Genomic DNA, 24,663 nt, shown 5'->3' with positions numbered 1-24,663 from the left:
TGGAGGTGGCCAAATGATTAAAGTGTTGTTTGTATGCATGGGTAATATCTGCCGCTCGCCGACGGCTGAAGGCGTTTTCCGCCGCAAGTTGCAGGAGAAGAAACTCGAGGACAAGGTTGACGTTGCCTCTGCGGGCACTCATGGATATCACGTTGGAGAAGCCCCGGATCAGCGCACGCAGCGGGCCGCTGCCAGACGTGGTTACGATTTATCCGGGATACGTGCGCGCAAGATTGCGCCACAGGACATCGACTATTTCGATTTAATCCTCGCCATGGATCGGAACAGCCTCGAAGCGCTTCGTCTCGTTTGCCCTTCTGAGCGTTCCGATCGCCTGGGCCTGTTCATGGATTACTCAAAAAACTTTGACGACGACGAGGTGCCCGATCCTTATTACGGATTGGGCCAAGGCTTCGACTTGGTCCTGGACATGGTCGAAGATGCGACCGATGGACTGGTAGAGCTGGTGGAGGAACGTTCTTCTTTGACGGTTGAAAAGAAGAAAAATCATCTCCGGCGCCAGAACGAATAGTGGAAGTGTACAGCGAACGGGGCGCTTAGGCGCCCAGTTCGCTATGTCATGCGGTAGAGTTCAAGCTACCTGTTCGTTTCTACCATCACCAGAGGTTCATCCTGAGTTGCAACGGCGAGCGCGCGCTTGCGGCGCGGACGTGGTGCAACTTCACTGCTTGCTTCTTCTGGTTGCCAGGATCTGATTTTATCCCCGTTCGTTTCAACCATGATCAGGCCGCTTGTTTCGAGAACCTTCTCAATGTCGACAGCCGGTTCGATGGCAACAATTGCCGGAACTGTGAGTGGTTCGGCGGTAGCTTTTTCAACGAACGCAAGCGGTTCCGGAAGGGCTTCTGTTTCAGCGCTTAGGGCTTCAAAAGACTCAGGCTTTGCTTGTGGTGCGGGCGCCGGGATCGCTATCTCGGCAGAGACTGGGAGTTCAACAAGTGTCGTTGTCGGCTCGCCTGCTGCCTCAACTGCGAGTGGCTCAGCAGCAGGTAAAGTCAACATTTCAACGATCGCATCGGTGCTCGCAGCAACGGGCAGTGCGGCATCGCTGGTCTGAACTTCAGCCGGATTTTCGGTTCGTTCGCCGCGATCCCGACGACCACCCCGACGACCTCGACGGCGGGAGCCGCCGCTGCTTCCCTCTTCAGTAACTTTCTCAACGTTTTCGGGAATGTTTTTTTCTTCAACAACAACCGGTGCGATTGCCGCTTGTTCCTTCCGCTCCGGGCGCGGTTCTCCACGTTGGCGACGGGGCTGGGGCTCACGTGTTTCCTTGGCTTCGCGCGGTTTCTGGTTTACATCACGTGCAGTTTGAGTCTGGCGCGGTTCGCGGGCGGGATCACGGCTGGCGCGCGGCTCGCGGCCATCTGCTTCTTCGTCGCGCCGATTGTTGCGTCCACCTCGCCGTCCGTCACGTTGCCCATCACGCTGTGGGTTGTTGCGCGGTTTTCTTTCAGGTTTTGGCGGAGAAACGGGTTCAGGTTTTCTGCTGAACCAAGCAAGAATCCTGGCAATCAAGCCAGTTTCCGCTTTTACATCGGGGCTTTTTATTTTTTCGGCAATAATCGGGGCCGGCTGGTCCGAAGTAATGCCCTTGATCGCCGCTTCCTGACGCGGCGCCTTGGCTTCTGCGGCAGCCGCCTGCTTGGTGGCTTCCTCGGACGGCACATCAACTCTCCTGTAAGAGGGTTGTTGCAGATCGTCCAGATTCAATTCGTCATGACGCAAACGAATAATGCTGTGCTGCGGTGTTTCCAGATGAACGTTCGGGATCAGCAGGATGTTAACCTTGTGCCGTAATTCGATGGCTTGGATATCCGCGCGTTTTTCGTTGAGCAGGAAGGTGGCGACATCAACGGGAACCTGCGTATGCACGGCGGCCGTGTTGTCTTTCATGGCCTCCTCTTCGAGGATGCGCAGAATGTGCAGCGCAGCTGATTCTGCGCTGCGGATATGGCCGGTGCCAGAACAACGCGGGCAGGGGATGTAACTGGTTTCAGCAAGTGCCGGACGTAGTCGCTGACGCGACAGTTCCATCAAGCCGAAGCGGCTGATCTTACCCGTCTGTACGCGCGCACGATCGAGGCGCAGACCATCGCGCAGGCGGTTTTCAACTTCGCGTTGATTACGCTGACTCTCCATGTCGATGAAGTCAATGATGATCAGACCACCAAGATCGCGCAAGCGCAATTGACGCGAGACTTCCTCAGCCGCCTCCAGATTGGTCTTGAATGCGGTTTCTTCAATGTCCGCGCCGCGCGTCGAGCGGCCTGAATTGACGTCCACCGAAACCAGCGCCTCAGTATGGTCGATGACGATGGCGCCGCCCGAGGGCAGGGTAACCTGACGGGAGTAAGCCGATTCGATCTGGTGCTCGATCTGGAAGCGCGAAAAGAGCGGAACATCATCACGATAGCGCTTGATGCGGTTGACGGTCCCGGGCATGACGTGGGCCATGAACTGGCGTGCCTGCTCATAAACCTCGTCGGTATCGATCAGTATTTCACCGATGTCGGGCTGGAAGTAGTCACGAATGGCACGAATGACCAGACTGCCTTCCTGATAGATCAGGAAGGCGCCCTTTTGCTGATTGGCGGCGCCGTCGATGGCTTTCCACAACTGCATCAGATAATTCAGATCCCACTGCAATTCTTCGGCATTGCGGCCGATGGCTGCCGTGCGGGCAATCAGGCTCATGCCCTGCGGTACCTGCAATTGATCCATTACATCACGAAGTTCGGCGCGCTCATCGCCCTCGACGCGGCGGGAAACGCCACCACCCCTCGGGTTGTTGGGCATCAGAACAAGATAACGGCCGGCTAGACTGACAAACGTTGTCAGCGCCGCGCCCTTGTTTCCGCGTTCATCCTTGTCGACCTGAACAATCAGTTCCTGGCCTTCGCGCAGTGCTTCCTTGATGGTCGCGCGATTGGCCTCGACCCCGGGTTGGAAATAGGCACGAGAGATCTCCTTGAAAGGAAGAAAACCGTGACGTTCGGCTCCGTAATCGACAAAAGCTGCTTCGAGACTGGGCTCGATGCGGGTGATGACAGCCTTGTAAATATTGCTTTTTTTCTGTTCCTTGGCGGCCGATTCAATGTCGAGGTCGACGAGTTTCTGACCATCAACAATGGCGACACGGAGTTCTTCGGCCTGTGTCGCGTTAAAAAGCATGCGTTTCATAAAATGGGCTCCCACGCGCAAATACGGGGGGAGCGCCTTTTGCAGGCAGCGACGGATTAGTTGTGGATGGGTCGCTTCATGGGCTTTCCGGTGTGGCAACTAATAAGAATCATTCGCTGAATCTATTCTTGTGCAAACCCTGAAAAATCAAGGTTCGTGAATCTGCTTGGGGCGATCCGTACGTGCTAGGCGCGCGCAAATCAAGTAGTATCGCTACTTTTGGTGAGCGTACTTAACCAGGTGATTTGCGCTGTTTGATCTTGCACAAGTTGGTGCAAGCGAGGCAACTGATGCCTGCCGGAAAGTGCGTCGCAATTACAAATGAATCGGCGCCGCTCGACGGTCTCACGGGTCAGTGCCTCTTTCAATCCGAGACGCAAATCAGGTCCAGTATATTCAAAATGGCCAAGGTAAGCAAAAATTCTGTAACACAGGCCATTATTACCGAGGACGAGCAAGGACAGCGCCTCGATAATTTCCTTCTGAAGATCTGCAAGGGCGTACCGAAAAGCCACGTGTATCGGATAGTCCGAAGTGGCGAAGTCCGGGCAAATAGCAAGCGGATCGATGTCTCCTACCGTCTCCAGATTGGCGATGTCTTGCGTATCCCGCCGATTCGTATCGCTCAGCGTGAGGAAGAGATTGTTGCCGGTGCGGAAATCAAGGCCGAACTCCCAATTGCCTATGAGGACGAAGCCATTCTGGTGGTGGATAAACCGTCGGGAATCGCGGTGCATGGGGGCAGTGGCGTCAGCTTCGGGGTGATCGAAGCGCTACGCCGGCAGCGACCACGTGCGAATTTTCTTGAACTGGCCCACCGGCTTGATCGCGAGACCTCCGGATTATTGCTGATTGGCAAGAAGCGTTCGGCACTTGTCGCGCTGCACGACATGTTTCGTGGAAACGGAAAGGGGGCAGACAAACGCTATCTGGTGTTGGTCAAGGGGCGCTGGATGGACCCACTGCGCAGCGTCAAGTTGCCACTGCTGAAGTATCTGCAAGAGTCCGGGGAACGGCGGGTTCGTGTTGCGGATGAAGGCAAGGCGGCGCATACCGTCTTCCGGCTGGTTTCACGCTGGGAAAATTACAGCCTGCTGGAAGCCGAACTCAAATCCGGACGCACCCACCAGATTCGCGTGCATTGCGCACACCTGGGCTACCCGATTGTCGGCGATGAGAAGTACGGCGATTTTGCGCTGAACAGATCGCTGCCCAAGGAAGGGTTGAAACGCATGTTCCTGCATGCCTGGAAAATACAGTTTCCACATCCGGTCAGCGGAAAAATCATGGTGCTGGAGTCTCCTTTGCCAGACGTGCTTGACGCATTCATACATCAGCTTTCAGCAAGGCAAAAACAGGATTATGTTCAAAAATTTTGACCTTCTGGTTTTCGACTGGGACGGCACCCTGCTCGATTCGACTGGAGCCATCGTCGCTGCAGTCCAGGCTGCTTGCCGCGATCTTGACCAGCCCGAGCCGTCAGACGAGCACGCCCGCCAGGTGATCGGCCTCGGACTCGCCGACGCTTTGCGGCATTCGGTGCCTGGTCTGTCCGCGGATCGATTTCCGCAAATGGTCGAGCGCTACAGGCAGCATTATCTATTGCGTGATCATGCGTTGCATCTGTTTGACGGCGCTTCCGAACTGATCGCCCAGCTGCATGCTTCAGGCTTCCTCTTGGCGGTGGCGACCGGGAAAAGTCGCCAAGGTCTTGATCGGGCTATGTCGTATTGCGGATTAAGTGTTTATTTTTCGGCATCGCGCTGCGCCGACGAGTGTTTTTCAAAGCCACATCCGCAGATGTTGAACGAGTTGATGGTCGAATTCGCGGTGCCGCCAGAGCGGACACTGATGATTGGCGACACCACGCACGACCTGCAGATGGCGATCAACGCAGGGGTTTCAGGTCTGGCCGTCGACTATGGTGCGCATTCGGGAAAAGTGCTTGATGCCTTGAATCCGCTGGCATGTTTGCACACGATCGTGGAGTTGGGGGAATGGCTGGAAACGAACGCCTGACGTCTTGATTTGCCGCTATACTTGACCCGCATGATTACCAATGCATGGCAATCCCCGTTGAAAGTCATGTCTTGACGACGCTGTTTATTACATACCAACCGAGTAAATATTGTGGAAACACCGAGTAACGATCCGCAGTGGGAACGGCAATTGCTTGAAAAAATAGCGTTTGCATCGCTAATGGAACAAAAGGCAAAACGTCGCTGGGGTGTTTTTTTCAAACTTGCCGTCCTGTCTTATCTGATTGCAGTGCTGGTTCTCGTTGTTGATTGGGAGGGATCCGAAAAGCTGGTAGACGGCAAGCACACGGCATTGATCAATGTGCGCGGAACGATTGAAGCAACCGGCGACGCCAGTGCGGAAAAAATCAATGGTGCACTTCAGTCAGCGTTTGAAGACAAGGGCACGGCGGGAATTATCATGCGGATCAACAGTCCCGGCGGCAGTCCGGTGCAATCCGGAATTGTCTATGACGAAATTCGTCGGCAGCGAAACAAGCATCCGGAGATCCCGCTTTATGTTGTGGTCGAGGATTTGTGCGCTTCCGGTGGGTATTATATTGCGTCCGCTGCAGACAAGATTTTCGTCGACAAGGCCAGCATCGTCGGCTCCATTGGTGTGTTGATGGACAGTTTCGGTTTTACAGGAACTATGAACAAACTCGGGGTCGAACGGCGTTTGCTAACGGCTGGAGTGAACAAGGGCTTCCTGGACCCCTTCTCGCCGCAGGACGAAAAGCAGAAAGAACATGCGCAGATCCTGCTTGGCGAAATACACAAGCAGTTTATTGAAGTCGTCCGCCAGGGGCGTGGAAAACGGCTCAAGGAAACCCCCGAAATGTTCTCAGGATTGATGTGGACCGGTAGCCAAAGTATTGGAATGGGGCTTGCCGATGGTTTCGGTACGGTCGATTCGGTAGCGAGGGACCTGATCAAGGCGGATACCATTCTCGACTATTCGGTCAAGGAAAATATCGCCGAACGCTTTGCCAAACGCCTGGGGGCGGAAATGGGGCAAAGCATGGCCTTTCGTTTATTTGGTAGCGACCGGGCAGTGCTGCGTTAGTGTCTTGTCGATGGTCGCGTCAGGCCTGCAGTAAAAATACCGTCGGGCGACGGTCGATGTTCGGCAACTCCTGACGGCGCCAGTGGGCCGGTGTGCGTGTCATGATGCACTCGCTGCTCAAGGTAAGATCGGTGGCGGTACAGATTTTCGTATCTTGGGAGCAGACTTCGATCAGGGTTTCCAGCATCTTCCGGTTTCGGTAGGGCGTTTCAATGAAAATCTGTGCCCTCTTTTCCTGGCGTGAGTTTTTCTCGAGATCGCGAACCCTTTTTTTTCTTAGCTCATCCTTTGCCGGAAGGTAGCCGTGGAAAGCGAAGTTCTGGCCGGACAGGCCTGAACCCATCAAGGCGAGCAGTATGGACGAAGGCCCGACCAGCGGAAAAACCTGGATGCCTTCAGCGTGCGCCAAAGCGACCAGATTGGATCCGGGATCAGCCACTGCCGGGCAGCCAGCCTCGGAAATCAAGCCGACATCGATCCCCGCAAGGAGCGGCGCCAGCAATTCAGGCAGCGCATTAGGGTGGGTATGTTCGTTAAGTTCCAGGATCTTGATCTGTTGCAATGGCGTAGCGGATTGGAGTGCCTTGAGAAAGGCTCGGGCCGACTTGGCATTCTCGGCAATGAAGTGCGTTAGTTGCCTGGCACAGTCGCTCACCGCATGCGGCAAGACAGCGTCGAACGGCGTCTGACCGAGCGGGACAGGAATTAGAAAAAGCCTTCCTTTTGTCATAATAATTTTTATATTACTGAAATATTTTCATTGTTAAGAAAATCGCAGAGCGCAATCAGCGGCAGGCCGATGAGCGCGTTAGGATCCTCTCCTTCCATCCTGGCGATCGCGGCAATTCCCAATCCTTCGGATTTGGCGCTGCCAGCGCAGTTATACGGTTGTTCTTTGCGCAGGTAGTTTTCGATCTGATCATCCGACAGATTCCTGAAAGTAACCAGCGTTGGCACCCCACGCAGGTGAACTTTTCCGGTTTTGGCGTTAAGCAGGCACAAACCCGTGAAGAAGTTGACGGTACGGCCGCGCATCGTTTTTAACTGTTTTACCGCTTTGTCATGGCTTCCCGGTTTGCCAAAGACCTGGCCATCGAGGCAGGCAATCTGGTCGCTACCAATAATTAACGCCTCAGGATACTGTGCGGCGACTGCGCGCGCCTTGGCTTCGGAAAGTCGTAGCGCGGTTGCCTCGGGCGCCTCGCCGTCCTCGGCAGTTTCATCGGTGGCGGGGTTGGCTGTTACAAACGTTAAGCCAAGCCGGGCGAGTAGTTCACGGCGGAACGGAGAGGTCGAGGCAAGAACAATTTGTACGCTGGTCATAGAGAGTAAAAAAATTATGAAATTTTCATGGGGAAGTTGAACAAACAGAAAAAATCAAATAGTCGCGTCGCCGCTTTGACTTCGAAAGCCAAAAATAATATCATGCGCCCCTTATGTCGAAAGGGATCGTTATCAGCAGTTTGGCTTTTGCACGGGATGCAAACTCGCTGCAAGGTGAATTGCCGATCGCCGGCCTGACTCGTTTGCACGATAAACTTGTCGATTTGGCAGGTTTTTTGAACTACCGGGTTGTTGGCAAGCTTGGTCCGCGTAACAGGACGCAGGTGCTGCTGCAACTGGACGGAATGTTATCCGTTTGCTGCCAGCGCTGCCTTGAAGGGATAGATTATCCGGTCGAGCTACGTAGCGTGCTGGAATTCGTCGATGACGAAGAAGATTTGACGCAGGAGGAAATTGAAGATGATTCAAGGGATTTCCTACCGGCGCAAAGTGAACTTGATGTTGTTGCCTTGATCGAAGACGAGATTATTCTCAATCTGCCCTCGGCGCCACGTCACGAAAGTTGTGCTTTGCCTGACACGGGGCAGGGAACGGGAAAAATATCTCCCTTTTCCGTGCTGCAAAGTCTTAAAGGTAAAGCATAGTGAATTTGATCAATGGAGTAATTTATGGCCGTTCAACAGAACAAGAAATCCACCTCCAAGCGCGGCATGCATCGCGCTCACGATTTTTTGACCAACCCGCCGCTGGCTGTTGAGCCAACGACCGGTGAAGTTCATCTGCGTCACCACATCAGCCCATCCGGCTATTATCGTGGCAAGAAGGTTACCAAAGGTACAGGCGAATAGGGTTTAAGGATTAGGCAGGCGGATTCCCGTGATGGGGAAATGTCTGCCTTTTCTTTTGGCTGTTACCGGATGACTGTTACTGTCGCCATAGACTGCATGGGCGGGGATCATGGCCCCGAGGTTACTGTGCGTGCCGCGCTCGACTTCGTGCGAAAGCGCGAGGATGTTCGTGTTATTCTCGTCGGCCTTGAGGACAAGATCCGACCATTTCTGATGCATGTCGAAGGTGAACGAATTTCAGTTCGTCATGCCAGCGAAGTCGTCGCGATGGATGAATCTCCGGCTCTGGCCATACGCAACAAAAAAAATTCATCAATGCGCGTAGCCATTGATCTGGTCAAACTTGGCGAGGCCGATGCTTGCGTCTCCGCCGGTAATACTGGCGCCTTGATGGCTATTTCCCGCTTCGTCCTCAAGATGCTTCCTGGCATTGACCGCCCGGCGATTTGTGCCATGCTTCCAACAGTGACCGGTCATGCTCATGTGCTCGATCTGGGTGCCAATGTGGATTGCACTCCCGAGCATCTGCTGCAGTTTGGCATCATGGGCGCTTCGCTGGTTTCTGCGATCGAACACAAGGATCGGCCGACGGTTGGCATCCTCAATATCGGCTCGGAAGATATCAAGGGCAATGAGGTTGTCAAGCGAGCGGCGGAACTTCTCAAAGAATCAGGCCTGAATTTTGTAGGCAATGTCGAAGGGGATGGCATCTACAAAGGAAAGGCCGAAGTAGTCGTTTGCGACGGTTTCGTCGGCAATGTCGCCCTCAAGGCATCGGAAGGGCTGGCACAGATGCTGGCCACTTTCCTGCGCCAGGAATTCAGGCGCAATTTTCTGACCAAACTCGTGGCTTTGATTGCCTTGCCAGTATTGAAAAAATTCATAATGCATGTTGACCACAGGCGTTATAACGGCGCCACCCTGTTGGGCTTGAAGGGAATAGTCGTCAAGAGTCATGGTTCAGCTGACGTGTTTTCTTTTACCAACGCCATCGATCGTGCCGCAGAAGAAGCGAGGACCGGGGTGCTGGCGCGCATCACCGAACGCGTCGTATTGCAACAACCCTTGCTGGAGAGTGCTTAACATGTTTTCCCGCATCGCAGGCGTTGGCAGTTATCTGCCTGGGCTGCCGATTAGCAACGCCGATCTCGTTCAACGCGGGGTCGAAACCAATGACGACTGGATCGTTACCCGGACGGGCATCAAGGCCCGTCATCTCGCCGATGCCAACTGCACGTCAAGTGATCTGGCGCACGAAGCAAGTTGCCGAGCACTAAAATCGGCAGGCGTTGATGCCAGTGAACTCGATCTGATTATCGTCGCGACCTCGACCCCCGACTTCATCTTTCCGAGCACCGCCTGTCTCTTGCAAAGCAAGCTCGGCAATCATGGCGCCATGGCTTTTGATGTGCAAGCGGTCTGTGCCGGGTTTGTCTATGCACTGAGCATTGCTGATAAATTCATTCGCAGCGGCAGCCACAAAAAGGTGCTGGTGGTCGGCGCTGAAGTGTTTTCACGCATCCTAGACTGGGATGATCGTAGCACCTGTGTGCTTTTCGGTGATGGCTCCGGCGCGGTCGTTCTGGAAGCTTCTGAAAGCCCCGGGATTCTGGCGACTGCTGCACACGCAGATGGCTCGCATCATGGCATCCTGTCGGTGCCAGGCAGCGTGTGTGGCGGAAAAGTCACCGGCGACCCCTTTTTGCGCATGGATGGGCAGTCCGTATTCAAACTTGCCGTCCGGGTACTTGCTGACGTTGCGAAGGAATGCTGCGATTTCGTCGGCGTTTCTCCGGCGCAGATTGACTGGCTGATTCCACACCAGGCCAACATCCGCATCATCGAATCGACCGCTAAGAAACTTGGGCTTGGCATGGACAAGGTCATTGTGACGGTTGATCGCCATGGCAACACTTCGGCGGCATCCATTCCGCTGGCGCTCGATGTGGCGGTGCGTGACGGGCGTATTGAGCGGGGACAGAAAGTGTTGCTCGAGGGCGTCGGTGGTGGTTTTACCTGGGGCGCTGTTTTGCTCGAATTCTAATTGGAAGGATCTATGGCATACGCTTTTGTTTTCCCCGGTCAGGGATCCCAATCGGTTGGCATGATGGCTGCCTATGGCGATTCGGCAGTGGTTCGTTCGACCTTCGATGAGGCGTCGGCGACGCTTGGAGAAGATCTTTGGCAGTTGCTCTCTGACGGTCCGGCCGAAGCGCTGACGCGAACGGTAAACACGCAGCCGGTCATGCTCACGGCCGGGGTTGCAACTTATCGCTTATGGCTGGACAAAGGCGGCAAGCTTCCGGCCATTGTCGCCGGGCATAGTCTCGGCGAATATTCGGCGCTGGTCGCCGCCGGTGTTGTTGACTTCAAGGATGCCGTTCCACTCGTTCGTCTGCGCGCCACGGCGATGCAAGAGGCGGTCCCGGTTGGCAGCGGAGCCATGGCCGCCATCATGAACCTTGATGACGACAAGATTCGCGAAGCCTGTGCTGCGGCGGCTCTCGAAATTGGCAATGGCGAAGTCGTAGAGCTGGTCAATTTCAACGCGCCAGGACAAACCGTGATTGCCGGCAACAAGGCGGCGGTTGAACGTGCTTGCGAAGGCTGCAAGGCGCGCGGTGCCAAACGTGCCCTGATTCTGCCTGTTTCTGCGCCCTTCCACTCCTCGTTGATTCGACCGGCTGCGGACAAGTTAGGCGAACGTCTGAGTAAACTTGTTTTTTCCGCGCCAAAAATCCCGGTGATCAATAATGTGGATGTTGCTATTGAATCTGACCCGGAAAAAATCAAGGCGGCATTGATTCGGCAGGCTTATTCGCCGGTTCGCTGGGTAGAGTCGGTACAGAAAATAGCAACAATGGGCGTGACAACAATTGCCGAGTGCGGTCCGGGCAAAGTATTGGCCGGCCTCACCAAGCGCTGTAGCGATGGATTGCTTGGTATTGCATTGTCAGACTTGGCAGCGATTGAAGCAGCCATCAAAGCGCAGGGGTAGGAGAAAAATGCTCAACGGACAAGTTGCCCTGGTTACCGGCGCCTCGCGTGGCATAGGCCAGGCCATCGCTCTCGAACTGGGTCGGTTGGGCGCGACCGTGATTGGCACGGCAACCAGCGAAGAGGGCGCGACCAAAATCTCCGGCTATCTTTCGCTTGCAAGCGTCAAGGGGGAAGGTGCCGTCCTTGAGGTGCGAGAGCAGGCACAGGTTGATGCACTGATTACGTATGTTGAAAAGACGTATGGCGCGATAGTCATTCTGGTTAATAACGCCGGGATCACACGCGACAACCTCGCCATGCGCATGAAAGAAGACGAGTGGGATGCGGTGCTTGACACCAATCTGAAAGCTGTTTTCCGTCTGTCCAAGGCAGTCATGCGCGGTATGATGAAGGTGCGTCAGGGGCGTATTATTAATGTAACCTCGGTCGTAGGACATGCAGGCAATCCTGGGCAGGCCAACTATTGTGCGGCCAAGGCGGGAGTCGCCGGCATGACACGCTCACTGGCGCGTGAACTGGGAAGCCGTAATATCACGGTCAACTGTGTCGCTCCAGGTCTCATCGATACCGACATGACCAAGACCCTAGATGAAAAGCAGCGCGAGGCGTTAATCGCCAATATTCCGCTGGGTCGCCTTGGGCTACCTGAAGACGTTGCAGCGGCGGTTGGTTTTCTGGTTTCGCCTGGCGCTGCGTATGTTACTGGCACGACAATTCACGTCAATGGTGGTATGTATTTGGACTAACCGTCCGCAAGGGCAAGCAGGTAGCACGGACCAGTTTTCCTGCGTATTTGGTAAGTACTGGTCGTTTTGGTAGAATAGCGCCGTTTTGTTTCACACACGAACTTTTAGAAGGAGCCTCTTGATGGAAAATATCGAACAACGCGTCAGAAAAATTGTTGCAGAACAACTCGGCGTCAATGAAGCAGACATAAAGAACGAATCGTCGTTCGTTGACGACCTCGGCGCGGATTCGTTGGATACGGTTGAACTGGTGATGGCACTCGAAGAGGAATTCGAGTGCGAGATTCCGGATGATGAAGCTGAGAAGATCACCAACGTTCAGCAGTCCATTGATTACGTCGTCAATCACAAGAAGTAATCCTTCAGTGGGACGCGTCTGCGGGTGGTCCTGGGACTGCCCGTAGCGCGCTGTTCCGAACTGCTTCCCCTCTCAGTACTGTCCCTTCCCCAGGAGAAGAAATTGACACGTCGCAGAGTCGTCATTACCGGCCTCGGAATCGTTTCTCCGGTCGGCAATACCGTTGGACAAGCCTGGCAGAACATTATTGCCGGACGCTCCGGAATCGACCGGATTACGCGTTTCGATGTTTCCGCATTCCCCGTGCAGATTGCCGGCGAAGTTAGGGATTTCGACGTGACCAAGTTCCTGCCGGCAAAAGATGCGCGTCGCATGGATACCTTTATCCATTACGGCATGGCCGCGGGTATTCAGGCGATCCAGGACGCAGGGCTTGAGGCGAATCCGGCCAATGCTGAGCGTATTGGCGTCTCGATTGGTTCGGGTATTGGTGGATTGCCCTTGATCGAAAATACGCGCGATGAGTTCATCGCTTCCGGTGTGCGAAAAATCTCCCCTTTCTTTATTCCTGGGGCGATTATCAATATGATTTCGGGCAATCTGTCGATACTGTACGGCTACAAGGGACCAAACATTGCCCTGGTCAGCGCTTGCTCGACGGGAACGCACAGCATTGGCGATGCGGGACGGCTTATCGAATACGGTGATGCCGACATCATGATTGCAGGTGGGTCCGAGAGCTGCGTTTCTCCTCTCGGACTCGGTGGGTTCTGCGCTGCACGCGCGCTTTCGACGCGTAATGATGATCCAGGCACGGCAAGCCGCCCATGGGACAAGGATCGCGATGGGTTTGTCCTTAGCGAAGGCGCCGGCGTTGTAGTGCTCGAAGAGTACGAGCATGCCAAGGCCCGCGGCGCACGGATTTATTGCGAATTGAGTGGATTTGGCATGAGTGCCGACGCCAATCACATGACGGCTCCCTGCGAAGACGGCGAAGGTGCTGCGCGCTGCATGAGCAATGCGCTGCGCAATGCCCAGACCAACCCGCAAGAGGTACAGTACCTCAATGCGCACGGAACCTCGACCCCGCTCGGCGACAAGGCGGAAACAGTCGCCGTCAAGCGCGCCTTTGGTGATCACGCCAGGCGCCTGGTGGTCAATTCGACCAAGTCGATGACTGGTCACCTGCTCGGTGCAGCAGGCGGTATTGAGGCGATCTTTTCGGCGCTGGCAATCTACCATCAGGTTTCGCCGCCGACCATCAATATCTTCAACCAGGATGAGTTGTGCGATCTTGATTACTGCGCCAATGAAGCGCGGGAAATGAAGATTGACGTCGCCATTTCCAACTCATTCGGCTTTGGCGGAACCAACGCAACCGTCGTCTTAAAACGGGTCTGACCGACCCGCTTCGAGCCGTGCAGTTCCCAATTATCATTGGACTGCACCGCTCGTCTCTTCTTGTTTTTCTGCTCGTCCTAATGCACACCGTTGCGGCGTGCAGTCTCATCGTGCTGCCATGGTCGTTGATTCTGCGTTTGCTTCTTATAGCGCTTGTCGGCCTATCGCTGGGCTACTCAGTGCGTCCGCCCAGAGTCATTGGTTTGCGACTTGCAGGGCGGGACCGGCTGGAATGTCTGCTGGCTGACGGCGATCGCGTTGCCGCCAAGTTGCTTCCGGACAGCACGGTGTTTACCTGGCTGATCGTATTACGGCTGTGCATTGGTGAAGAAGAACGGGTAAGCAGCCTGGTCTTGCTGACCGACCAGATGTTGGCAGAACAGTTTCGGCTACTACGCCTATGGTTGCGCTGGCACGCAGAGCCTAAGGAAGACGACGGGGCTGCCTTCTAAGCAGTGTGTTCCTGGCTTTCGGGAGCATTTCCGGGTAATCGCGGCTGAAGTGCAGACCGCGGCTTTCATGGCGCTTCAAGGCACAACGAACAATCAGGTCTGCCGTCATGACAAGATTGCGTAACTCGATCAGATCGTGGCTGACCCGAAAGTTTGAATAAAACTCTTCGATTTCCCTTGTCAGAAGACGGATACGGTGTTGAGCGCGTTGCAGGCGTTTGGTCGTACGCACAATGCCTACATAACCCCACATGAAGCGGCGCAGTTCATCCCAGTTATGCGAAATGACGATTTCCTCGTCCGGATCGGATACCCGACTGGCATCCCATTCAGGGAGGTCGGGCAGCTTTGCTGCGGGCTGCGCAAGGATGTCATTGGCCGCCGCTTCGGAAAACACCAGACATTCCAGCAACGAATTGCTGGCCAGACGGTTGGCGCCGTGCAGACCTGAGCAGGTGGCTTCTCCAGCCGCGTAAAGCCCTGGAATACTGGTGCGGGCTTGCAGGTCAGTGACAATGCCGCCACAGGTGTAATGCGCCGCGGGCACCACCGGAATTGGCTCACGGCTAATATCGATGCCCAGTTCAAGGCAGCGTGCCATGATGTTCGGGAAATGTTCGCCAAGAAAACTGGCTGGCTTGTGTGAAATATCGAGATAGACGCAGTCAAGACCGCGTTTCTTCATTTCAAAGTCGATGGCCTGGGCGACAACATCGCGCGGTGCGAGTTCGGCGCGTGCATCGTGCTCGGGCATGAAACGTGTTCCGTCGGGCAGCAGCAGGAGGCCACCTTCACCGCGTACCGCTTCGGAAATCAGGAAGGATTTGGCCTGTGGGTGATAAAGGCAGGTTGGATGAAACTGGATGAACTCCATATTTGCCACAGTACATCCAGCGCGCCAGGCCATGGCAATGCCGTCACCAGTGGAGGTGTCCGGATTTGTCGTGTACAGATAAACCTTGCCTGCCCCGCCAGTGGCAACCAGCGTGTTGGGGGCGCCCATCGTGATTACTTCACCGCTGTCCCGATCGAGCGCATAGGCGCCATAGCAACGATTGTCGGCCAACCCAAGTTTTTGCCCGGTAATCAGATCAATGGCGATGTGACGCTCAAAAACAGTGATGTTCGGATGCTGGCGCACCTTGTGCGTCAGGATGTCCTGTACTGCGAGACCCGTTGCGTCGGCGACATGGATGACGCGGCGCGCACTGTGACCGCCTTCGCGAGTTAAGTGATAGCCCGCCTTGTCACGGGTAAAGTGAACACCTTGTTCGATCAGCCAGTCAATCGCATGGCGACCATTTTCGATGACGAAACGGGTGACTTTTGGATCATTGAGAAAGGCGCCCGCGATGATCGTGTCGCGAATATGCGCTTCAATCGAATCCTGGTTGTCCAGCACGGCGGCAATTCCACCCTGTGCCCAACTGGAGGCGCTGTCTTCGAGTGTTCGTTTGCTGATCAGGGCGACACGGTGTGTATTTGCGAGGCGGAGTGCTGCCGATTGGCCGGCAAGACCACTACCAATAATGAGAACATCGAAGCGAGGGGACACGGTACGAACCCTGATACAAAGGGGGCACTATAGCACGCGTACTTCCAGGCCCCAGTGCCAATGGGCGATGAAATCAGGCGGTCGAAAATTAATGCAATATTTGGCTAGGTAAGCCATTCCTTCTCCTTGTATTCGCACAGATCAGCGATGTCGCAACGCCAGCATTCCGGCTTACGCGCCTTACAGACGTAGCGCCCGTGCAGGATCAACCAGTGGTGGGCATCCCGCTTGTATTCATCCGGGACCGCTTTGAGCAGCTTGAGCTCGACGGCGAGCGGTGTCTTGCCCGGGGCGAGTCTGGTACGGTTGGCGATGCGGAAAATGTGTGTATCGACGGCGATGGTCGCCTCGCCGAAGGCGGTGTTGAGCACCACATTGGCGGTTTTTCGACCGACGCCGGGTAGTGCTTCGAGGGCATCGCGCTGGCGCGGCACTTCGCCGTCATAACCGTCGATGAGCTGGCGGCAGGTGGCGATGATGTTTTTCGCCTTGGTCGGGTAGAGGCCGATGCGCTTGATGTAGTCGGCCAGAGCGTCTTCGCCGAGCGCGAGCATGGCCTGCGCTGTTGGCGCATCGGCAAAGAGCTTGCGCGTTGCGAGGTTGACACTCTTGTCGGTGGCTTGCGCCGAGAGAATGACGGCGATTAGTAGCTGGAAGGTCGTTGCGTACTCAAGTTCGGTCGTCGGTGCCGGATTGGCCGCGCGTAAACGCTTGAAGATTTCGGCGCGACGCGCGACGTTCATGGCGCTCAGTGGCAGCCGGCCACCGACGCCGGTTGCGGCGAAGGTCGTTGCTGACGCGCCGTAGCGCGCGCCTCGATCCAGTTTTTCCAGGCGATCATGCAGCCGAGCAGGATGAAAGCGCCGGGTGGCAACATGGCCAGCAGCAGGCCAGGATAGTCTTTCGGCAACAGTTGCAGGGCGTGAAGTCCGGGGAAGACCATGTCGATTCCAGAGAGCAGGGTGCCGCCACCGATCAGTTCTCGCAGGCCGCCGAGCAGCGACAGTGTCCACAGCATGCCAAGGCCCATGAAAATGCCGTCGAACATCGACTGCAGCGGTGGGTTTTTGTTGGCATAGGCCTCGACGCGCGCCAGCACGATGCAGTTGGTGACGATCAGCGGGATGAAGATGCCGAGCACGAGGTACAACTCATGTAGGTTGGCATTGAACAGCAAGTCGACCACGGTGACCAGCGCGGCGACGATCAGAATGAAGACCGGGATGCGGATTTCGTGTGGGATCAGGTAGCGCAGGCTGGCAACGGCGGCACCGGAAATGGCCATGACCAGGATGGTGGCCAGCGAAAGCATGGCGCCATTGACCAGATTGGTAGTGACCGCCAGCAGCGGGCACAGGCCGAGAATCTGGACAATGCTGGTGTTCTGTTTCCAGACACCGTTGGCGGCGATCTGGCGGAATTCATCATGGGTCATCATGGCAGGTCCTATCTTCCCGAAAAACTGTTGACCTCTTTCAACGCAGAGATCGCAGAGCCGCAGAGGGCGCAGAGAGAAATTCGATATTCATCCTTCGCGCTCTCGGAGTTTTTCTCTGCGTCAAATGTGGTTTACTTATCATCGTTTCTCCGTCGCGAAAAGTTGTTCGTGGTTCTCGGCGACGTACAGGGCTGCTTTGCGCACTGCCTTGATTACGGCGCGCGGGGTGACCGTGGCGCCGGCTACTGAGTCGAAGCGGCCACCGTCTTTTTTTACTTTCCATTCGCGCACGTCGATCGCGACCGGTACCAGCCCGTCGAACTGGGTGATCCACGGACGTTCCTTGTTCTTGTCTTTTTTAGGCTCGATGTAATCGCCCAGTCCCGGCGTTTCCTTATGCTGTGTCACGCGCACACCGATCAGCGTGCCGTCGGCGCCGAGGGCGATGAGCAAGTAAATCTTTCCGGCATAGCCATCGGGGGCGATGGCTTCGAAAACCAGCGCACTGGCCTGGCCATTCCGGCGTGCGCGATAGACCGTCGAGGCGTCATCCTGGCCGAGCGCAGCGGTCGGCATCAGCGGCAGGGTGTCCTTGAGCAGGTCATTGTCATAACTGCTGCGCGGTAGAACCTCGTTGATCAGTTTCATTTTCTCTTCGGCTGCGGCGGCCTCGATGGTCGGCAGGGTCCATAGGTAGGCGCCCGAGAGCAGTCCGGTAAAAATGACGACGAAGAGGAACAGGATGATCGCCGTGCGCGCGGCCATTTTCATTGCGCTTGGCGATTTTGCAAGTTTCGTCATTGCTTGCTCTTCATGCCAAAAATGGGTGGCTGGGTGTACAGGTCGATCAGTGGTACGCAGATATTGAGCAGTAATACGGCAAAAGCCACACCATCCGGATAGCCGCCGAAAACGCGAATGACATAGGCCAGAGCGCCTGCCGAAAAGCCAAAGATCAGCTTGCCCCTGGGCGTCGTGCAGCCGGAAACCGGGTCGGTGACGATGAAGAAGGCGCCGAGCATGGCCCCTCCTGAAAAAAGATGGAAGAGTGGGTTGGCAAACTGGCCGGGGTTCCACAGCCAGAGCGCGCCAGCGAGCAGCGCGATGCCAGTGATAAAGCCGAGCGGGGCGTGCCAGCTGATGATCTTGCGTTGCCAGAGCCACAGGCCGCCGAGCAGATAGGCGGTAGCGACCCATTCCCAGCCCTTGCCGGCAAAATAGCCAAAGGTGCTGGCATCGGCCACAACCGAAGCTACCGAGGCGCTGCCTTCGCCGAGTTTGAGCGCGGTTTTCAGCGCGTCAAGCGGCGTCGCGCCGCTCATTGCGTCAAGGCGGGGGGAGCTGCCGAAAACAAGGGCCAGTTGTTCGGCAAAGCCGGTGTTCAGATCGACCGGCGGCCACTGCGACATCAGTGCGGGGAAGGAAACGATGCACACGGCAAAGGCGATCATCGCCGGATTGAACGGGTTCTGACCAAGACCGCCGTACAGGTGTTTGGCGACGATGATGGCGAACAGTGCGCCGACGACGATCAGCCACCAGGGAGCGAGTGGCGGGAAGGCCAGGGCAATCAGCCAAGCGGTGACAATGGCGCTGCCATCGCCGAGAAAGAGGCCGAGCGGCTTGCTTAGCAGCTTGAGCATAAACGCTTCAGCGAACAGCGCAGCAGTGGTGGCGATACCGATCTGCAACAGTACAGCCGGGCCGAGCAGCCAGACGTAAACAGCGATACCCGGCAGCAGCGCAGCCAACACCTGCAGCATGACACGCTGAACGCTGACGTTCTGCGAGAGATAGGGAGGGGTAGTGAAGACCATGTTTTTAAACCTCTTTAAACGCAGAGAGCGCAGAGGCGCAGAGAACGCAGAGAACAGAAAAATTCATTGTTTTTCTCTCTGCGAACTCTGCGCCTCTGCGCTCTCTGCGTTGAGAGCGGTTTGCTCTTGCAGAGGCGCCCGGCGCGCTTCGATTTCGGCGATTTCCTTGCGCTGGGCGATTGTTAGTCCGTCAGTATTTCTTGGCTGGACGTTTTCGCGTTGCTGGCGGGCGCGCTCGATGGCGGCGGCGATGGCGGCCTTCTTGGCGGCATCGGCGTTGACAGGAGCCTCGCTGGCGGCAGTTTCGTTGCCAGCCTCTGGCGTTGCTTTTTTCTCGGCCGCCTTGGCTGCCGCTGCCTTGGCCAGGCGCGCCGCTTTTTCGGTCTTCTCGCGTTCGTCGCGTTCGTTGCGCAGTTCAAAGCGCGCCTTGGCGGCATCGGCCATGGCCTTTTCGCGCTCGCGTGACCAGATCTCGCTCTTGGCAAAGCGGAAGTACTGCACCAGCGGGATATGCGATGGGCATACATAGCTGCAACAGCCACACTCGATGCAGTCGAAGATATTGTATTCCTGCGTCTTGCCGAAATTCTTGGCGCGCGAGAACCAGTACATCTCGAACGGTTGCAGTTCGTGCGGGCAGACCTCGGCGCAGGCACCGCAGCGGATGCATGGCATTTCGGGTGGAGCCGGCGGGAACAATGTTGGCGATGCAGCGATGATGCAGTTGGTGGCCTTGACCAGCGGTGCTTCCAGGCTGGGCATTTCAAAGCCCATCATCGGGCCACCCATCAGGTAGCCGCTGGTATCGGTCTTGGGTTTGCCGAGCGTGACAAAGTCCTTGAGCGGTGTGCCGAGCAGTGCTTCCCAGTTGCGCGGCTCATCGACGTTGCCAGTCAAGGTGACGATGCGTGAGAGCACCGGTTCGCCATGCGCGAGGGCGCGCCAGGCGGTGTAGGCGGTGGCTACGTTGAAGCACTGCACGCCCATTTCTGGCGAACGCATGCTGGCCGGAACTTCCTTGCCGGTTAGCACGCGGATTAACTGCTTGGCGCCGCCTGCCGGGTAACGCGTTGGCACGGCGATGACTGCGAAATTTTCACCGAGCTTTTGTACCGCCGCTTGCATGGCGGCAACGGCTTCGGGCTTATTGTCCTCAATGCCGATCAGCACCCGTTTCGGTTCGAGCAGGTCGCGGAAGATACCCGCACCGCGCACGATGTCCTCGGCGCGCTCGCGCATCAACAGGTCGTCGCAGGTCATGAAGGGCTCACATTCGGCGCCGTTGATGACCAGCTCTTCCATCGCCACCGACTTGGTGGCGGTAAGTTTGACATGACTTGGGAAGACGGCGCCACCGAGGCCGACGACGCCCGAGTCACGCAGGATTTCGCGCACGCGTTCCGGGGCAAGTGCTTGGTAATCGACCGGGTGGCGTTCAATCCACTCGTCGCGGCCATCCGTTTCGATCACCACCGAGAGTGTCGGCAGGCCGGAGGGGTGTGCCGCGACGCGCTCCTCGACAGCCAGTACGGTGCCGGAGGAGGGGGCATGAACTGCCGACGAAAGCCACTTGTCGGCGCTGCCGATCAACTGGCCTTTGCCGACGCGTTGCCCAGCTTCAACCAGTGGGTTGGGGATACCGCCGATGCTTTGATGCAGGGGAACGACCAAGAGCGGCGGCAGCGGCGCACGACCGATCGGCGCTTGCACCGAAGATGTCTTGTTGGTGTCGGGCTTGACACCCCCTTTGAATTGGAAGAGTTGGAGCATTCGAATAATCTGTTTTTTGCTGACGTTCAGGCGATACGCTGGAAGGGTTTGATCTCGATCACCGGATATTTCCACTTCCAGTTGTCGATGTTTTCAACCAGGGTCTCCATGCGAATGCATTCCACCGGACAGGGTTTGATGCACAGCTCGCAACCGGTGCACAGCGCCTCGACGATGGTGTGCATCTGCTTGGCGGCGCCGACGATGGCATCAACCGGGCAGGCCTGGATACAGAGCGTGCAGCCGATGCAAGTCTGCTCGTCGATGATCGCGATCTGCTTGGGTTTTTCCTCGACGTCGAGCGGCTTGACTTCGCGTCCGAGCAGGTCGGCGAGTTTGCGCACACCTTCGAGGCCGCCGGGCGGACATAGATTTATCTCGGCCTCGCCTTCGGCGATGGCTTCGGCATAGGGCTTGCATCCCGGGTAGCCACACTGACCACATTGTGTCTGCGGCAAAATGGCCTCGATCTTCTCGACCAGCGGATTGCCTTCGACCTTGAACTTGATCGAGGCGTACCCCAGCGCTGCGCCGAGAACGACGGCTCCGAGCGCCATGATGAGGACGGCGGTGAGCATTACTGGTATTTGTCCAGGCCCGCGAAGCCCATGAAGGCCAGACTCATCAAGCCAGCCGTCACCATGGAGATAGCTACACCTCGGAAATGAACGGGGACGTCAGCGCCTTCAACGCGTTCGCGAATTCCGGCAAAGAGCACCAGCACCAGCGAAAAGCCAATGGCGCTGCCGGCGCCAAAGAGCAGGGATTCGACAAAATTGTATTTGTGCGCGACGTTGAGCAACGGTACGCCGAGAACTGCGCAGTTGGTGGTGATCAGCGGCAGGTAGATGCCCAGCACCTGATGCAGCACCGGGCTCGTTTTCTGGATCACCATCTCGGTCAACTGGACGATGGCGGCAATGGTTACGATGAACGACAGGGTGCGCAGGTATTCAAGCCCGAAGGGCATGAGCAGGAAATGGTCGATGACATAGCTGGCGCCAGTGGCCACGGTAAGCACGAAAGTGGTCGCCGAACCCATGCCAAAGGCCGTTTCCACTTTCTTAGAAACACCCATGAAGGGGCACAGGCCGAGGATTCTCACCAGAACAACGTTGTTGACAAGGACAGCGCCGACGATGATGAACAGATAATGGGTCATGGGTGGCCAGGCAGGAAAAGTCGGCAAGGGCGGAAAAACGCTGGAATTATCCCCTTTTGGCGGGGACCATTCAACCTTGTTGGCAGTAGCGCTATGTCTTTGCCGGTGAATGGCGCGCTTTGTTCGACTTGGCGATGGCAGTGACCGCCTCAGCGATCAGCTCGGGGCCGCGATAAATGAAGCCTGAATAGATCTGCACCAGACTGGCGCCAGCTTCGATCTTGGCCAGCGCATCGGCGCCGCTCAGGATGCCGCCGACGCCGATGATCGGCACCTCACCAGCCAGCGCGCCGGCGAGTTTTTTCAACACCATCGTCGATCTTGCGAACATAGGGGCGCCCGAGAGGCCGCCGCTTTCGTCAGCGTGCGGCAAGCCCTCGACACCCTCGCGCGCGAGGGTCGTGTTAGTCGCGATGACGCCGTCCATTCGATGCTGGCGCAGCAGATCGGCAATCGACTGGATCTGCGTGTCTTCCAGATCCGGAGCAATTTTCAGCGCCAGCGGCACGTAGCGACCGTATTTTTCAGCAAGTCGCGTCTGTTCGGCCTTCAGGCTGCCGAGCAGTGCATCCAGGGCGTCATCCTTTTGCAGTTCGCGAAGATTCTTGGTGTTCGGGCTGGAAATGTTGACAGTGACATAACTTGCTGCGTTATAAACCCGCTCCAGACAGATCAGGTAGTCGTCAGCCGCCTTCTCGATCGGGGTGTCGAAGTTCTTGCCGATATTGATGCCGAGGATGCCGCCGCGGCGGGCGAATTGCGCATTGGCGATGTTGGCAAGCAACAAGTCGACGCCACGGTTGTTAAAGCCCATGCGATTGATGATGGCCTGCTTTTCCGGGATGCGGAACATGCGTGGCCTGGGGTTGCCCGGTTGTGGGCGCGGAGTGACGGTGCCGATCTCGATAAAGCCGAAGCCGAGAGAGGCCAGCGCATCGACGTGTTCGCCATTCTTATCCAGCCCGGCCGCCAGGCCGACCGGATTGGGAAAGTGCACGCCCATCACCGTGACCGGGTCGGGCGGCAGCGGCTTGGCCAGCAGGCAGGCGATTCCGGCCCGGTTGAGGAAATCGACACCAGTCATCCCAAGGCCATGGGCAATTTCGGGGTCGAGCGAGAAGAAGATTTTTCGGATCAGTGAGTAGAGCATCAGCGGATTTTACCGGATAGTGTCAATGGCGGGATGGACAGTGCAACAGGGCAATTGCATGAATCTTATACAAGGCCGCGTAATGGGGGACCACGGTTTTTCGCGACCGAGATGGGATTTACCCCGGCGTCTCGCTCGCGCATCACGCTGCCGATGCAAGTAGCAGACGATCTGGATCCCTGGTCAGAGATTGCGGGGTGACATCAGGCTTTCACGCTGCTCAAGCGCAGCATCAGCGTCATCGGATGTGCGGGCGAGACCTGAAAACCATAGTGTTCGTAGAATTGCCTGGCTCGGTCATTGATTGCATGCACCAGCAGGGCTCGGACACCGGCGTTATGCGACACGGCCACCGCCCGGTTGACCGCGTCCTGCAATAGCGATGCGCCGAGCTTGATTCCTTGGGCTTGGCTGTCGACCGCGAGACGGGCCAATACCATGACCGGCACCGGGTCCGGCATGTTGCGCCGAATACTAGTTGTTGCCGTTTGATGGGAGACCGCACCCGCCGCCATGGCGTAGTAACCATAGATGCGATGGTCCTGGTCGGCCACGACAAATGTTCGGCTGGCCCCGCTGAGTTGATTGGCCATCGCCCGCCGCTTGAGCCACTCGTCAAGCACGGCCTCGCCGCACTCGAATTCGTCGGCACGATGGGTCGGTGACAGGGGCGCTGGCGCGCTGAGTTGCAAACTCACGCCTTGCTGTCCCAAGGCAGCGTGACGGCCATGAGGCGCTCAAGTCCCGGATTGCGGGCGGGAGGCGTGTCGAGCATTTTGGTGAACTGCCGAAACCGCTCGGTATCCAGACTGAAAAATACCTGGTCAAGCACCACCGACTGCGCCTTGTCGCAGGCTGCTTCAAGCATGAAGTCAGAACGGTTCTTGCCCAGCAGAGTTGCGGCGTGGTCAATCAAGTCCCGCTGCTCGGGGAATGCCCGCAGATTGATGGCGGCGTCACGCATGAGTTTCTCCTTGAGCGCATACACAACAGATACACGAACGGTACGCCGGCGTGTATCTGTTGTCAATACGCAGCCTTATCCAACGAATGAGCCTGAACGGGGCGCGTATTTCCACCCAGGGGCGGTCTGGTCGGCCACGTAAGAAGATAGAACCGATGTCGGGAGCGTTGTTCGCTTTGCCTTCAATATGCTGGCCGGCCGGGTGGCGACCCCGGTCATGCGCCTGGCGCAACTGTGGACGGATTTCCAGCAGACCGGCATTTCGGTACAAAGGCTGGGCGATATTCTTAACGCCCGCAGCGAAGTGGCCACTGCGCACCGCAGCACCCTGCCGCCTTTGGTCGGGCATATCGAGTTCGACCAGGTCGTGTTTCGCTACCGGCCCGACGCCCCGGAAGTCCTGCGCGGCATCAATCTGGTCGTCCAGCCGGGTGAAGTGATCGGCATTGTCGGCCGTTCCGGCTCCGGCAAGAGCACCCTGACCAAGCTG

28 protein-coding genes are annotated in these 24,663 nt (G+C 56.7%); 14 read left to right on the top strand and 14 right to left on the bottom strand.

The annotated features are described in order from the left end of the window. Positions 1-13 precede the first annotated feature (13 nt). Entirely contained in the window at positions 14-532 is a 519-nt protein-coding gene (locus Q1J43_RS06310) for a low molecular weight protein-tyrosine-phosphatase (RefSeq protein WP_301101562.1), read from the top strand. A 65-nt stretch (positions 533-597) separates the two neighbouring features. Here Q1J43_RS06310 and Q1J43_RS06305 read toward each other — a convergent pair whose 3' ends face one another. Next, positions 598-3,204 carry an Rne/Rng family ribonuclease gene (locus tag Q1J43_RS06305; protein ID WP_301101561.1) on the bottom strand — a complete coding sequence of 869 codons (2,607 nt, stop codon included), beginning with the start codon at positions 3,202-3,204 and terminating at the stop codon, positions 598-600. A gap of 401 nt (positions 3,205-3,605) precedes the next feature. Here Q1J43_RS06305 and Q1J43_RS06300 point away from each other — a divergent pair, with 401 nt between their 5' ends. The 3 genes from Q1J43_RS06300 (at position 3,606) to Q1J43_RS06290 (ending at position 6,288) form a co-directional block, all read left to right on the top strand. Next, positions 3,606-4,583 (top strand): RluA family pseudouridine synthase, encoded by a 978-nt coding sequence (locus tag Q1J43_RS06300; protein ID WP_301101560.1) that lies wholly within the window; start codon positions 3,606-3,608, stop codon positions 4,581-4,583. Continuing rightward, complete coding sequence (locus Q1J43_RS06295; protein WP_301101559.1) at positions 4,567-5,223, top strand: HAD-IA family hydrolase; 657 nt, start codon at positions 4,567-4,569, stop codon at positions 5,221-5,223. Before Q1J43_RS06300 ends, Q1J43_RS06295 begins: the two co-directional genes overlap by 17 nt. 111 nt (positions 5,224-5,334) lie before the next feature. Continuing rightward, complete coding sequence (locus Q1J43_RS06290) at positions 5,335-6,288, top strand: S49 family peptidase (protein ID WP_301101558.1); 954 nt, start codon at positions 5,335-5,337, stop codon at positions 6,286-6,288. Positions 6,289-6,307: 19 nt separating this feature from the next. Here Q1J43_RS06290 and Q1J43_RS06285 read toward each other — a convergent pair whose 3' ends face one another. Then, entirely contained in the window at positions 6,308-7,018 is a 711-nt protein-coding gene (locus Q1J43_RS06285) for an SAM-dependent methyltransferase (protein ID WP_301101557.1), read from the bottom strand. 8 nt (positions 7,019-7,026) lie between these two features. Continuing rightward, a complete protein-coding gene (locus Q1J43_RS06280; protein ID WP_301101556.1) occupies positions 7,027-7,611 on the bottom strand; it encodes a Maf family nucleotide pyrophosphatase in 585 nt (194 codons plus the stop codon). 113 nt (positions 7,612-7,724) lie between these two features. Between Q1J43_RS06280 and Q1J43_RS06275 the strand changes: the two genes are divergently transcribed. The 9 genes from Q1J43_RS06275 (at position 7,725) to Q1J43_RS06235 (ending at position 14,317) form a co-directional block, all read left to right on the top strand. Continuing rightward, entirely contained in the window at positions 7,725-8,216 is a 492-nt protein-coding gene (locus tag Q1J43_RS06275) for a DUF177 domain-containing protein (protein WP_301101555.1), read from the top strand. 24 nt (positions 8,217-8,240) lie between these two features. Further along, on the top strand, positions 8,241-8,420 hold the full coding sequence (gene rpmF, locus Q1J43_RS06270; RefSeq protein WP_301101554.1) for a 50S ribosomal protein L32: 180 nt from the start codon (positions 8,241-8,243) through the stop codon (positions 8,418-8,420). 69 nt (positions 8,421-8,489) lie between these two features. Next, positions 8,490-9,503 (top strand): phosphate acyltransferase PlsX, encoded by a 1,014-nt coding sequence (gene plsX / locus Q1J43_RS06265; RefSeq protein WP_301101552.1) that lies wholly within the window; start codon positions 8,490-8,492, stop codon positions 9,501-9,503. A gap of 1 nt (position 9,504) precedes the next feature. Beyond that, on the top strand, positions 9,505-10,464 hold the full coding sequence (locus Q1J43_RS06260) for a beta-ketoacyl-ACP synthase III (protein WP_301101551.1): 960 nt from the start codon (positions 9,505-9,507) through the stop codon (positions 10,462-10,464). 12 nt (positions 10,465-10,476) lie between these two features. After that, entirely contained in the window at positions 10,477-11,418 is a 942-nt protein-coding gene (gene fabD / locus Q1J43_RS06255; RefSeq protein WP_301101549.1) for an ACP S-malonyltransferase, read from the top strand. Between the two features lie 7 nt (positions 11,419-11,425). Then, on the top strand, positions 11,426-12,166 hold the full coding sequence (gene fabG / locus Q1J43_RS06250) for a 3-oxoacyl-ACP reductase FabG (RefSeq protein WP_301101548.1): 741 nt from the start codon (positions 11,426-11,428) through the stop codon (positions 12,164-12,166). Between the two features lie 121 nt (positions 12,167-12,287). Next, the gene (gene acpP / locus Q1J43_RS06245; protein ID WP_301101547.1) at positions 12,288-12,524 is read left to right on the top strand and encodes an acyl carrier protein; all 237 of its coding nucleotides are present in this window, start codon (positions 12,288-12,290) and stop codon (positions 12,522-12,524) included. Between the two features lie 102 nt (positions 12,525-12,626). Next, complete coding sequence (gene fabF, locus Q1J43_RS06240) at positions 12,627-13,865, top strand: beta-ketoacyl-ACP synthase II (RefSeq protein WP_301101546.1); 1,239 nt, start codon at positions 12,627-12,629, stop codon at positions 13,863-13,865. A gap of 17 nt (positions 13,866-13,882) precedes the next feature. Continuing rightward, positions 13,883-14,317 (top strand): protein YgfX, encoded by a 435-nt coding sequence (locus Q1J43_RS06235; RefSeq protein WP_366141852.1) that lies wholly within the window; start codon positions 13,883-13,885, stop codon positions 14,315-14,317. On the opposite strand, the gene nadB is transcribed toward Q1J43_RS06235, so the two are convergent. The 11 genes from nadB to Q1J43_RS06180 all read right to left on the bottom strand — a co-directional run bounded on the left by nadB (position 14,289) and on the right by Q1J43_RS06180 (position 24,173). Continuing rightward, a complete protein-coding gene (gene nadB / locus Q1J43_RS06230; RefSeq protein ID WP_301101544.1) occupies positions 14,289-15,872 on the bottom strand; it encodes an L-aspartate oxidase in 1,584 nt (527 codons plus the stop codon). The genes Q1J43_RS06235 and nadB overlap by 29 nt on opposite strands. Positions 15,873-15,976: 104 nt before the next feature. Further along, a complete protein-coding gene (gene nth / locus Q1J43_RS06225; RefSeq protein WP_301101543.1) occupies positions 15,977-16,615 on the bottom strand; it encodes an endonuclease III in 639 nt (212 codons plus the stop codon). A 5-nt stretch (positions 16,616-16,620) separates the two neighbouring features. Continuing rightward, positions 16,621-17,307, bottom strand: a complete 687-nt coding sequence (locus Q1J43_RS06220) for an electron transport complex subunit E (RefSeq protein WP_301101595.1) — start codon at positions 17,305-17,307, stop codon at positions 16,621-16,623. 141 nt (positions 17,308-17,448) lie between these two features. After that, positions 17,449-18,111: an electron transport complex subunit RsxG gene (gene rsxG, locus Q1J43_RS06215; protein ID WP_301101542.1), complete on the bottom strand. Its 663-nt coding sequence runs from the start codon at positions 18,109-18,111 to the stop codon at positions 17,449-17,451. Continuing rightward, positions 18,108-19,127, bottom strand: a complete 1,020-nt coding sequence (locus tag Q1J43_RS06210) for an RnfABCDGE type electron transport complex subunit D (RefSeq protein WP_301101541.1) — start codon at positions 19,125-19,127, stop codon at positions 18,108-18,110. Before Q1J43_RS06210 ends, rsxG begins: the two co-directional genes overlap by 4 nt. Positions 19,128-19,190: 63 nt before the next feature. Then, a complete protein-coding gene (gene rsxC / locus Q1J43_RS06205; protein ID WP_301101540.1) occupies positions 19,191-20,897 on the bottom strand; it encodes an electron transport complex subunit RsxC in 1,707 nt (568 codons plus the stop codon). Between the two features lie 26 nt (positions 20,898-20,923). Next, the gene (rsxB, locus tag Q1J43_RS06200; RefSeq protein WP_301101539.1) at positions 20,924-21,475 is read right to left on the bottom strand and encodes an electron transport complex subunit RsxB; all 552 of its coding nucleotides are present in this window, start codon (positions 21,473-21,475) and stop codon (positions 20,924-20,926) included. Further along, the gene (rsxA, locus tag Q1J43_RS06195; protein ID WP_301101538.1) at positions 21,475-22,059 is read right to left on the bottom strand and encodes an electron transport complex subunit RsxA; all 585 of its coding nucleotides are present in this window, start codon (positions 22,057-22,059) and stop codon (positions 21,475-21,477) included. The genes rsxB and rsxA overlap by 1 nt, the downstream gene beginning before the upstream one ends. 91 nt (positions 22,060-22,150) lie before the next feature. Beyond that, a complete protein-coding gene (locus tag Q1J43_RS06190) occupies positions 22,151-23,209 on the bottom strand; it encodes a quinone-dependent dihydroorotate dehydrogenase (protein ID WP_301101537.1) in 1,059 nt (352 codons plus the stop codon). A gap of 203 nt (positions 23,210-23,412) precedes the next feature. Continuing rightward, positions 23,413-23,907, bottom strand: coding sequence for a GNAT family N-acetyltransferase (locus Q1J43_RS06185; RefSeq protein WP_301101536.1), 495 nt, complete (start codon positions 23,905-23,907; stop codon positions 23,413-23,415). Further along, the gene (locus Q1J43_RS06180) at positions 23,904-24,173 is read right to left on the bottom strand and encodes a DUF1778 domain-containing protein (RefSeq protein WP_301101535.1); all 270 of its coding nucleotides are present in this window, start codon (positions 24,171-24,173) and stop codon (positions 23,904-23,906) included. The genes Q1J43_RS06185 and Q1J43_RS06180 overlap by 4 nt, the downstream gene beginning before the upstream one ends. Positions 24,174-24,360: 187 nt before the next feature. Here Q1J43_RS06180 and Q1J43_RS06175 point away from each other — a divergent pair. Further along, positions 24,361-24,663, top strand: a 303-nt coding sequence (locus Q1J43_RS06175; protein WP_301101534.1) for an ATP-binding cassette domain-containing protein, incomplete at its 3' end; no start/stop codon positions are given.

It is taken from the genome of Propionivibrio sp. (assembly GCF_029255185.1).
Classification (GTDB): domain Bacteria; phylum Pseudomonadota; class Gammaproteobacteria; order Burkholderiales; family Rhodocyclaceae; genus Propionivibrio.
Note: the sequence above shows the minus strand (reverse complement) of the source record. Positions and strands in the feature narration are given on the sequence as shown.

What these genes read in the sequence shown, in the direction of transcription:
- Q1J43_RS06310 (WP_301101562.1), top strand. Translation starts at nt 14, where the DNA reads ATGATTAAAGTGTTGTTTGTATGCATGGGTAATATCTGCCGCTCGCCG.
- Q1J43_RS06305 (WP_301101561.1), bottom strand. Translation starts at nt 3,204, where the DNA reads ATGAAACGCATGCTTTTTAACGCGACACAGGCCGAAGAACTCCGTGTC.
- Q1J43_RS06300 (WP_301101560.1), top strand. Translation starts at nt 3,606, where the DNA reads ATGGCCAAGGTAAGCAAAAATTCTGTAACACAGGCCATTATTACCGAG.
- Q1J43_RS06295 (WP_301101559.1), top strand. Translation starts at nt 4,567, where the DNA reads ATGTTCAAAAATTTTGACCTTCTGGTTTTCGACTGGGACGGCACCCTG.
- Q1J43_RS06285 (WP_301101557.1), bottom strand. Translation starts at nt 7,018, where the DNA reads ATGACAAAAGGAAGGCTTTTTCTAATTCCTGTCCCGCTCGGTCAGACG.
- Q1J43_RS06280 (WP_301101556.1), bottom strand. Translation starts at nt 7,611, where the DNA reads ATGACCAGCGTACAAATTGTTCTTGCCTCGACCTCTCCGTTCCGCCGT.
- Q1J43_RS06275 (WP_301101555.1), top strand. Translation starts at nt 7,725, where the DNA reads ATGTCGAAAGGGATCGTTATCAGCAGTTTGGCTTTTGCACGGGATGCA.
- rpmF (WP_301101554.1), top strand. Translation starts at nt 8,241, where the DNA reads ATGGCCGTTCAACAGAACAAGAAATCCACCTCCAAGCGCGGCATGCAT.
- plsX (WP_301101552.1), top strand. Translation starts at nt 8,490, where the DNA reads ATGACTGTTACTGTCGCCATAGACTGCATGGGCGGGGATCATGGCCCC.
- Q1J43_RS06260 (WP_301101551.1), top strand. Translation starts at nt 9,505, where the DNA reads ATGTTTTCCCGCATCGCAGGCGTTGGCAGTTATCTGCCTGGGCTGCCG.
- fabD (WP_301101549.1), top strand. Translation starts at nt 10,477, where the DNA reads ATGGCATACGCTTTTGTTTTCCCCGGTCAGGGATCCCAATCGGTTGGC.
- fabG (WP_301101548.1), top strand. Translation starts at nt 11,426, where the DNA reads ATGCTCAACGGACAAGTTGCCCTGGTTACCGGCGCCTCGCGTGGCATA.
- acpP (WP_301101547.1), top strand. Translation starts at nt 12,288, where the DNA reads ATGGAAAATATCGAACAACGCGTCAGAAAAATTGTTGCAGAACAACTC.
- nth (WP_301101543.1), bottom strand. Translation starts at nt 16,615, where the DNA reads ATGAACGTCGCGCGTCGCGCCGAAATCTTCAAGCGTTTACGCGCGGCC.
- Q1J43_RS06220 (WP_301101595.1), bottom strand. Translation starts at nt 17,307, where the DNA reads ATGACCCATGATGAATTCCGCCAGATCGCCGCCAACGGTGTCTGGAAA.
- rsxG (WP_301101542.1), bottom strand. Translation starts at nt 18,111, where the DNA reads ATGACGAAACTTGCAAAATCGCCAAGCGCAATGAAAATGGCCGCGCGC.
- Q1J43_RS06210 (WP_301101541.1), bottom strand. Translation starts at nt 19,127, where the DNA reads ATGGTCTTCACTACCCCTCCCTATCTCTCGCAGAACGTCAGCGTTCAG.
- rsxC (WP_301101540.1), bottom strand. Translation starts at nt 20,897, where the DNA reads ATGCTCCAACTCTTCCAATTCAAAGGGGGTGTCAAGCCCGACACCAAC.
- rsxB (WP_301101539.1), bottom strand. Translation starts at nt 21,475, where the DNA reads ATGCTCACCGCCGTCCTCATCATGGCGCTCGGAGCCGTCGTTCTCGGC.
- rsxA (WP_301101538.1), bottom strand. Translation starts at nt 22,059, where the DNA reads ATGACCCATTATCTGTTCATCATCGTCGGCGCTGTCCTTGTCAACAAC.
- Q1J43_RS06190 (WP_301101537.1), bottom strand. Translation starts at nt 23,209, where the DNA reads ATGCTCTACTCACTGATCCGAAAAATCTTCTTCTCGCTCGACCCCGAA.
- Q1J43_RS06180 (WP_301101535.1), bottom strand. Translation starts at nt 24,173, where the DNA reads ATGCGTGACGCCGCCATCAATCTGCGGGCATTCCCCGAGCAGCGGGAC.